The 8,474-nt window shown below is 71.5% G+C and carries 8 protein-coding genes and 1 pseudogene; 6 read left to right on the forward strand and 3 right to left on the reverse strand.

Annotation, left to right across the window (positions count from 1 at the left end; genetic code table 11):
• From ABZS66_RS47535 to ABZS66_RS47545, 3 genes and pseudogenes are all read left to right on the forward strand, one after another.
• Nucleotides 1-827 (forward strand): annotated as a pseudogene (locus ABZS66_RS47535) (hypothetical protein); the annotation flags it as partial.
• Nucleotides 828-938: 111 nt separating this feature from the next.
• A complete protein-coding gene (locus tag ABZS66_RS47540) occupies nt 939-2,231 on the forward strand; it encodes a DEAD/DEAH box helicase (RefSeq protein WP_354769663.1) in 1,293 nt (430 codons plus the stop codon).
• Between the two features lie 43 nt (nt 2,232-2,274).
• Nucleotides 2,275-2,880, forward strand: a complete 606-nt coding sequence (locus tag ABZS66_RS47545) for a putative glycolipid-binding domain-containing protein (RefSeq protein ID WP_354769657.1) — start codon at nt 2,275-2,277, stop codon at nt 2,878-2,880.
• A 20-nt stretch (nt 2,881-2,900) separates the two neighbouring features.
• On the opposite strand, the gene ABZS66_RS47550 is transcribed toward ABZS66_RS47545, so the two are convergent.
• Together ABZS66_RS47550 and ABZS66_RS47555 are read right to left on the reverse strand one after the other, a co-directional pair.
• Nucleotides 2,901-3,746, reverse strand: coding sequence for an SDR family NAD(P)-dependent oxidoreductase (locus tag ABZS66_RS47550; RefSeq protein WP_354769658.1), 846 nt, complete (start codon nt 3,744-3,746; stop codon nt 2,901-2,903).
• Nucleotides 3,747-4,017: 271 nt separating this feature from the next.
• Nucleotides 4,018-4,473 (reverse strand): Lrp/AsnC family transcriptional regulator, encoded by a 456-nt coding sequence (locus tag ABZS66_RS47555; protein ID WP_354769659.1) that lies wholly within the window; start codon nt 4,471-4,473, stop codon nt 4,018-4,020.
• 185 nt (nt 4,474-4,658) lie between these two features.
• Between ABZS66_RS47555 and ABZS66_RS47560 the strand changes: the two genes are divergently transcribed.
• Nucleotides 4,659-4,886, forward strand: a complete 228-nt coding sequence (locus ABZS66_RS47560; protein WP_190254936.1) for a BldC family transcriptional regulator — start codon at nt 4,659-4,661, stop codon at nt 4,884-4,886.
• Here the strand turns inward: ABZS66_RS47560 and ABZS66_RS47565 are convergent.
• Entirely contained in the window at nt 4,849-5,484 is a 636-nt protein-coding gene (locus ABZS66_RS47565) for a UbiX family flavin prenyltransferase (RefSeq protein ID WP_354769660.1), read from the reverse strand. The two genes, ABZS66_RS47560 and ABZS66_RS47565, sit on opposite strands and share 38 nt — an antisense overlap.
• A gap of 76 nt (nt 5,485-5,560) precedes the next feature.
• Between ABZS66_RS47565 and ABZS66_RS47570 the strand changes: the two genes are divergently transcribed.
• Together ABZS66_RS47570 and mqnP are read left to right on the forward strand one after the other, a co-directional pair.
• The gene (locus ABZS66_RS47570) at nt 5,561-7,021 is read left to right on the forward strand and encodes a menaquinone biosynthesis decarboxylase (protein ID WP_354769661.1); all 1,461 of its coding nucleotides are present in this window, start codon (nt 5,561-5,563) and stop codon (nt 7,019-7,021) included.
• A complete protein-coding gene (gene mqnP / locus ABZS66_RS47575; RefSeq protein WP_354769662.1) occupies nt 7,018-7,920 on the forward strand; it encodes a menaquinone biosynthesis prenyltransferase MqnP in 903 nt (300 codons plus the stop codon). The genes ABZS66_RS47570 and mqnP overlap by 4 nt, the downstream gene beginning before the upstream one ends.
• The last annotated feature ends 554 nt before the right edge of the window (nt 7,921-8,474 follow it).

The following is an 8,474-nucleotide window of genomic DNA, read 5'->3' on the forward strand; positions in this document are numbered from 1 at the left end:
CGTCCGCACCCCCGGCACCGTCGTGGGGCCAGGCCGCTGAGCCGGCCTCCGCGCCCCCCGCGCCGGCGTGGGGGCAAGCGGCCGAACCTCCCGCGCCCTCGTGGGGGCAGCCGCCCACCTCGCCGCCGCCCGCGTCGGGGCCCCCGGCGCAGCAGGCGTGGAACCAGCCGGGTGCTGGATGGGCACCGCCGCCCGCCTCGGGTGGCGGGAGTGAGCCGGGCTGGGCGCCGCCCCCCGCGCAGCAGCAGGGGTGGAATCCGCCCGGCGCCAAGGCACCAGACGTACCGGATGCGGCCCTTCCGTCCTGGCCGCCGTCCACCCACGAGAGTCCATTCTCGGGAAATGATCGAGAGGGGAACCAAAATGCCGGTGGCACGTACCCGGCCAGTGGCGCACCGAACCACACCGGGCCGGAGCACCAGCAGCCCCCAGCAATTCCTCCGCCCGTAGAGGTACCGGAAGAGGAAAAGACGGAAGCAGCGCCCGCCGAGGCCACGCAACTGGTCGGCAGCGCAGCGGAAAGCTACGGGAAGTGGGCTCGCAACCAGCGGCTCTCAGCCGGCACAGTCTATGGCGGGCAGGGCGGAAGACCTGTTTCAGCCGACGGCGGGAGTCCCCTGGAGAACAGCGGCTCGCTCACCGGGCACATTCTCAGTCAGGGCACGCAGGAAACGGACGACGACGAGGAGCCGTCGAAGTCCGGCAATCTGCGGGTGTACATCATCATCGCGGTCATCCTGATCGTGCTGGTGGTCGGCGGTTATTTCACGGTCACTGTGGTCCGGGATTTCATGGACAGCACGTTCCGGGGTGTACCGCAGAAGTGAGCCACGACACGGGATGCGGGATCTTCCGCGGAGATCGGATAAGCTGAACCGTTCTCCAATCGGAAGGTCCCACTCTCCTTGCTGCTCGCCGACGCCAGCCAGTACCCCTCAATCTTCGAAACGACCGAGCACCCCGAGCCCGCGCAGAGCGGCTTCGCGGGGCTCGGGCTGCCCGCCAAGCTCGTGCGGGCCCTCGCTCGGCAGGACATCACCGAGCCGTTCCCTATCCAGTCGGCGACCGTTCCCGACGTGCTGCGGGGCCGTGACGTGCTCGGCCGCGGGCGGACCGGCTCGGGCAAGACGCTCGCGTTCGGCCTGCCGCTCCTGGCCCGGATCGCGGCGAGCGGGCGGTCCCGGCCGCACGCACCCAAGGCGCTCGTGCTGGTGCCGACGCGCGAGCTTGCCATGCAGGTCAACGACGCGCTGACCCCGCTGGCCAAGGCGCTCGGGCTGTTCTGCAAGACCGCCGTGGGCGGCGTGCCCTACGACCGGCAGATCTGGTCGCTGGAGCGCGGCGTCGACGTGCTGGTCGCGACGCCCGGGCGGCTGGGTGACCTGATCAAGCGCGGTGTGTGCCGCCTCGACGCGGTGGCGATCACGGTACTGGACGAGGCCGACCAGATGGCCGACATGGGCTTCCTGCCTGAGGTCACCGAGATTCTCGCCCAGACGCCGGAGGGCGGCCAGCGGCTGCTCTTCTCCGCGACGCTGGACAAGGACGTCGACACGCTCGTCGCCCGGTTCCTGGTCGACCCCGTGACCCACTCGATCGAGCCCCCGGTCGCGTCCGTCGGCTCGATGGACCACCACGTGCTCCTGGTGCCCCCGAACGACAAGGTGGCGATCGCCGCCTCGATCGCGGCCCGTCAAGGACGGACGATCCTGTTCGTGAAGACTCAGGCTGCCGTCGATGAGCTCGTGGACCAGTTTGCCGCGGTGGGTGTACGGGCGGGAGCGCTGCACGGCGGCAAGACCCAGCGGGTGCGCACGCGGACGCTCGCCGAGTTCCGGGAGGGCACGGTCGACGTGCTCGTCGCCACGGACGTCGCCGCTCGGGGCATTCACATCGACGACGTGTCGCTCGTGGTACACGTGGATCTCCCCCGGGACCAGAAGGACTATCTGCACCGGGCCGGCCGGACCGCCCGGGCCGGCGCTGCGGGCACGGTCGTGACGCTGGTGCTGCCGCGGCAGCGACGGCGGGCGGCGGCCCTGCTGGCGAAGGCCGGGGTGACCCCGAAGGAGCTGCGGGTGCGTGCGGGTGACCCGGCGCTGGCCGAGGTCACCGGGGCGCGCCAGCCGAGCGGGGTGCCCGTGCGGGTGGCTCCGCAGCGCCCGGCGGCGGGCGGCTCGCGCCGGCCGCGGACCGGACCGCCGCGCCACCGATTCCCCCGGGTGAGCTGAGCGCTGGGCGATTTTTGTCGTACCGGTCGGATACGTTGCCGGCATGACGGTGCTTCCACGAGCGTTCGCCTGGCAGAGGACCGACACGACCGGCGGCGAGTTCGCCGCCCTGGACGACCGACGGGGGCTGCACGCCCGCGGCACGGCGTTCGCCGCCGACCGCGGGGTGTATGCCTGCCGCTATGAGCTGCACACCGACGAGGGATGGGCCAGCACCCGGTTCGAGGTGACGGCCGAGGGTGCCGGCTGGCTGCGGACGTTACGCATGGAGCGGGCCGCCGGCCGCTGGCGGGTGACCACGGGCGAGCAGGGTGACCTGGAGCGGGTGCTCAAGGGCGCCCCGTTCGCCGGCATCGAGGACCCCGACCGGCTGCACAACGTGCTCGACGTCGACCTTTACAACTCGCCCCTGACCAACACGCTGCCGATCCGGCGCCTGGGCCTGCACCGGGCCGCCCCGGGCACGACGGTGACGATCGAGGCGGCCTGGATCCTGCTGCCCAGCCTCGCCGTGCTGCCCGTGGAGCAGAGCTATGAGGTGCTGGAGGGGCGCCGCGTGCGGTATCGCTCGGAGAACTTCACGGCGGTCATCGAGATCGACGCGGAGGGCTGGGTCACGGATTATCCGGACCTGGCGACGCTCGCGTAGCGGCCGGCCGCTGGTCGGCCTCAGCCGTCGGCCGGCGTATGCCTGGCCGCCAGGCGCCGGGCCTGGCGGCGCTGGCCGGCGCGGCCGAGCGAGAGCATGGTGCCGGCCAGCGGCATGGCGACCCGCGGGAAGGCGTCGAGGAGCCTGACCAGCCCGCCCCGCCAGCGGGGCAGCGCGACCACCGGCCGCGGGTGTTCGACGAGCCGGCCGATGCGGCGCGCGACCCGCTCGGGGGTGAGCAGCGTGCCCGTGAACGAGGCCGCGGCCCCGGCGTCGTCCAGCTTGTCGTGCAGCATCGGCGTCCAGATGCCGTCCGGGCAGATGCAGGAGATCGTGACGGCGCGCTCGCCGGCGGCGCGTAGCTCGGCGAGGGTGCCCAGGCTGAAGGCGAGCAGGGCGTGCTTGCTGGCGCCGTAGACGGCCTCGCCCGGCGCCGCGACCAGGCCGGCCAGCGACACGACGTTGACGACGTGCCCGCGGCCGGCGGCGCGCATGACGGCGAGCGCGGCCAGGGTGCCGTTCATCGCGCCGAGGGCGTTGACCTCCATGACGGCCCGGCGCGTGGCGGCGTCGTGCGTCCAGGCCGGCCCGGTGGGCAGGATGCCGGCGTTGTTGACCCACACGGCCAGCCCGCCGTCCCGGCGAGCAGCGTCCTCGGCGAGCGCGACGCATGCCGCCTCGTCCCGCACGTCCAGCGCCGCCGAGCGGGCACCGAACGACTCCGCCGCGGCGCGGGCCGCATCGCCGTCGACGTCCGTGAGGCACACGGAGTAGCCGCGACGGGCGAGCTCAGCGGCGACCGCCCGGCCGAGCCCACGCCCGGCCCCGGTGACGACGGCCTGCCCGCCGACGGTCCGACCGTTCACGCACGCCTCCCCGCAAGCATCTCCCGCACCGACCCCGGCGTGGGAGCGACAGCATGAGCCGGGCGCCGAACACCCCGACGCCGCCTGGCCCATCACACCTTCGCGCTGGCCCCGGCCCGTCGCCCCCGCACCGCGCAGGTGTGGCCCGGCGCGCCACCGCACTCTCGGTGGAAGCGCCGTCACTCCCCGCACCGCACAGGCGTGGCCCGGCGACACGGAACGATCCAACCGCCGAGCGGGGATGTCGGCAAGGGGCCGGCCGTCATCGGGGTCAGGACTGGTCGGTCGCCGGCTGCGGGCGGCCCTCCCACTTGGTCGAGAGAGCGATCGCGGTGCGGGTGCGTGCGATGCCCTTGACCCGGTTCAGCTCCACGATCAGCCGCTCCAGGTCGCCGATGGTCCGCACGCGGGCCTTGCAGAGGAACGACTCCTCACCCGCCATGAAGTAGCACGACTCGATCTCGTGGTGTTCGCGCAGCGCCTCGAGGATGCCGTCGGTGTCGCCGCTGCTGTCCTGGACGATGCCGATCACCGCCGTGACCGGCAGGCCGACGGCTTCCGGCTGAACCTCGGCGCGGTACCCCTGAATCACCCCGGAGGCCTCGAGCTTGCCGACCCGCTCGTGCACGGCCGGTGCGGAGAGCCCGACCTTCCGGGCAAGTTCGGCATATGGAAGGCGGGCGTTGTCCCGAAGTAGGTCGATGAGTCGACGATCGATCTGGTCCATCACGACAAGCCTAGTGCGCCGCGTTTTAGCACGGTAATTGCCCAAGAAGTGCGTTTTCCTCGTTTCCCGGACACGGCACGTGAGCGGTGCTGTAATGGGCGTACATCCCAGGATGACTCGCGCTTTCAGCTTCGCAGCATGGGGGTGCGCGGGCCCGGCGAGCCACCCAGGGTAAAGGAGGGGCCGTGGAGACGGGAGATCGTCTGCTGACGCCCGGTGAGGTCGCTGCCTTGTTCCGCGTGGACCCGAAAACGGTGACGCGCTGGGCGGCGGCCGGCCGGATCAGCAGCATCCGAACCCCGGGAGGACACCGGCGGTTCCGGGAATCCGAGGTGAGGGCGTTGCTCGAGGGAGATGAGTCCCTCGACGACACCACTACCGGGAATGGCCGAGCTCACCCGACCAACGAGTGAACAGGCTGTGGGACACGCCGGCGGCGTCGAGAACCTTGCCGGCGACGAAATCGACCAACTGCTGGGCGGTGGCCGCGGCACCGGCGGAGTAGAAGCCGGGGCTCGCGGGGAGGACCACCGCACCCGCGTCGTGCAGTGCGATGAGATGCTCCAGGTGACTGCGGGTCACCGGGGTCTCTCTGGGCACGACCACGACCGGTCGGTGCTCCTTGAGGTTGACCTCGGCGGCGCGCTGCAGCAGATCCTTGGACAGGCCGATGGCGATACCGGCGCAGGCGGCGGTGCTGGCCGGGACGACGAGCATGCCCTTGACGGGGTATGAGCCGCTGCTCGGACCGGCGGCCAGGTCGCCGGCCGGCCAGTGGGTGACGTCGGCGCCGTCGAGGGGTGCCTGCAGCCACGCGGCCAGGTCGTCCTTCCAGTGCGCGTCGCGGAACGAGACGCCGGTCTCGTCGAGGATCGTCAGCCGGGCCGCCCGCGACACGACGAGGTCGACGGCCTCGCCGGCGTCGAGCAGTGCCCGGAGCACCGCCGCGGCGTACGGCGTGCCGGACGCGCCGGAAACCCCGACGACCCATGGTCTGCGCTGGTCACTCACACCCACAACTGTGCCATGGGACGCATGAGCGCCGACCCGCCGGAAAACTGTCAGTGGGTGTTGCCAAGATGGGTACATGGCACGCGGCTTCCCCTTCGCGGATCTCAACGACTTCCTCGCCGCCCTGCAGCGGGCGGGCGAGCTGCATCGGGTCGGTGTGCCCGTCGACCCGCACCTGGAGATCAGCGAGGTCGTCACCCGCACCGTGCGGGCCGGCGGGCCGGCGCTGTTGTTCGAGCGGCCGGCCCGCGGCGACATGCCGGTGGCGATCAACCTGTTCGGCACCGAGCGCCGCATGGCGATGGCGCTGGGCGTCGAGCACCTCGACGAGGTCGGCGCGCGGATCGGTGAGCTCGCCAGGCCGGAGCTGCCGGTCGGCTGGGCCGGCATCCGCGACGGCATCGGCAAGCTGATGCAGCTCAAGTCGGTGCCGCCCAAGCACGTGAAGAGCGCGCCCTGCCAGGAGGTCGTCTACAAGGGCGACCAGGTCGACCTCAACCGGCTGCCCGGCCTCCAGGTCTGGCCCGACGACGGCGGCATCTACCACAACTTCGGCCTGACCCACACCAAGCACCCGGAGACGGGCAAGCGCAACCTGGGGCTTTACCGGCTGCAGCAGCACAGCCACAACACGATCGGCATGCACTGGCAGATCCACAAGGACTCGACGGCCCACCACGCGGTCGCCGAGCGCCTCGGCCGCCGCCTCCCGGTCGCCATCGCCATCGGCGCCGACCCCGTCGTCTCCTACACGGCGAGCGCCCCGCTGCCGTCCGACATCGACGAATACCTGTTCGCTGGCTTCCTCCGCGGCGAGCGGGTCGAGATGGTCGACTGCCTGACCGTGCCGCTGCAGGTGCCGGCCAACGCCCAGATCATCCTCGAGGGCTATCTGGAGCCCGGCGAGCGGCTGCCGGAGGGCCCGTTCGGCGACCACACGGGGTTCTACACGCCGGTGGAGGATTTTCCGGTGCTGCACGTGGAGTGCATGACGACCCGCAAGCAGCCGATCTACCACTCGATCATCACGTCCAAGCCGCCGCAGGAGGACCACGGCCTGGGCAAGGCGACGGAGCGCATCTTCCTGCCGCTGCTCAAGATCCTGATCCCCGACATCGTCGACTACGACCTGCCCGCGGCCGGCGTCTTCCACAACTGCGTGATCGTGTCGATCCGCAAGCGCTACCCGAAGCACGCCCAGAAGGTCATGAACGCCATCTGGGGCGCCCACCTGCTGTCGCTGTCGAAGCTCATCGTGGTCGTCGACGAGGACTGCGACGTCCACGACTACGCCGAGGTCGCGTTCCGCGCCTTCGGCAACGTCGACTACTCCCACGACCTGCTGCTCACCGAGGGTCCGGTGGACCACCTCGACCACGCCTCCTACCAGCAGTTCTGGGGCGGCAAGGCCGGCATCGACGCGACGCGGAAGGGCCCGTCGGAGGGCTATCATCGCGGCTGGCCGGATGAGATGGTCATGCCGGCCGAGATCGTGGCGCGGGTCGACAAGCGCTGGAAAGAGTACGGATTCAAGTGACGCTGGTTGAGCCACCCCCGAGCCGGGTCAAGGCATTCCTGCGACTGGTCGCGATCGAGCACTCGGTCTTCGCGCTCCCGTTCGCCTACCTCGCGGCGCTGACCGCGATGACCGTGCGCGACCAGCGCGTCGACTGGCTCGACCTGCTGCTCGTCACGATCGCGATGGTCGGCGCCCGCACCTTCGCGATGGCCGCCAACCGCATCATCGACCGGCACATCGACGCCCGAAACCCGCGCACCGCCAAGCGCGAGCTGGTGACCGGCGCCGTCAGCGTCCGCACGGCCTGGACCGGCGCCGTCGTCGCGCTGGTCGTCTTCCTGGGCGCCGCCGCCCTGCTCAACCCGCTGTGCCTGGCCCTGGCCCCGCTGGCCGTGGTCCCCCTGATCGTGTATCCGTACGGCAAGCGCTTCACCAACTGGCCCCACGCCATCCTCGGCCTGGCGCAGCTGGTCGGCCCGGTCGGCGCCTGGCTCGCGGTCACGGGCGACCTGCGCGGCTCCGGCCCCGCCTGGGTCCTCGGCCTGGCGGTCGGCCTGTGGATCGGCGGCTTCGACCTGATCTACGCCTGCCAGGACACGGCGATCGACCGCGAGATCGGCGTCCACTCGGTCCCGGCCCGCTACGGCGTCCCCTTCGCCCTGCACCTCTCAACGGCTGCCCACGTGGTGACGTTCGCGCTGTTCGCCTGGTTCGGCCACCTGGTCGGCCTGGGCTGGCTCTGGTGGATCGGCCTGGTCCTGACGGCGGGCGCCTTCATCTACGAGCACGCCATCGTCCGCCCCACCGACCTGTCCCGCGTCAACCGGGCGTTCTTCACGGCCAACGGGTTCGTGGGCATAGCCCTGTTCGTCTTCGCGGTCCTCGACCTGGTCGCGTTAGGCGGTCTCCGCCCCTGACGGAGGCGACCGCGCCAGGACCGGCTGGGGCGCGGCGCCGGCGGCCCCCGCCCCTGACGGAGGCGACCACGCCAGGACGGGCTGGGGCGCGGCGCCGGCGGCCCCCGCCCCTGACGGAGGCGACCGCGCTAGAACCGGCTGGGGCGTGGCGCCGGCGGGCCACCATAGGCGGGCCGCCAAGGACAAGGGCGGCGTCGGCGTGCGCCCATTCACGTACGGGCTCGCCGATTCGACGAGGAGCGTGCGACGGCGGCCGTGGCGCGCCCTCCGAGCCGCCGCCCAGCGCAGACCCGGCGTTTGCCGACAAAGGGGACGTCGCAGACGATGCGCGGGGTGGCGTAGCCGGCTTGCGCTCCTGGCCGCCCCACAACCCCAGCCGGCCGCCTACCGACCACCGGCCGATGACCGCAACCCTTACCGGACATTTCCGTAATATCCGGCGCATCATCGATGCGGCGCCACCACCAGCCCATGATCGAGGGAAACATCTGGCTGTCATGGCGGGCTCAACTGGTGGTTGCAACACCCGAGGCATGATCGATGTGATTGGGGTG

The sequence above is a fragment of the Dactylosporangium sp. NPDC005572 genome, assembly GCF_040605515.1.
Classification (GTDB): Bacteria; Actinomycetota; Actinomycetes; order Mycobacteriales; family Micromonosporaceae; genus Dactylosporangium.

Bases quoted from the DNA above. Each gene is read 5' to 3' on its own strand.
- ABZS66_RS47545 (WP_354769657.1), top strand. From the start codon at position 2,275: ATGACGGTGCTTCCACGAGCGTTCGCCTGGCAGAGGACCGACACGACC.
- ABZS66_RS47555 (WP_354769659.1), bottom strand. From the start codon at position 4,473: ATGGACCAGATCGATCGTCGACTCATCGACCTACTTCGGGACAACGCC.
- ABZS66_RS47570 (WP_354769661.1), top strand. From the start codon at position 5,561: ATGGCACGCGGCTTCCCCTTCGCGGATCTCAACGACTTCCTCGCCGCC.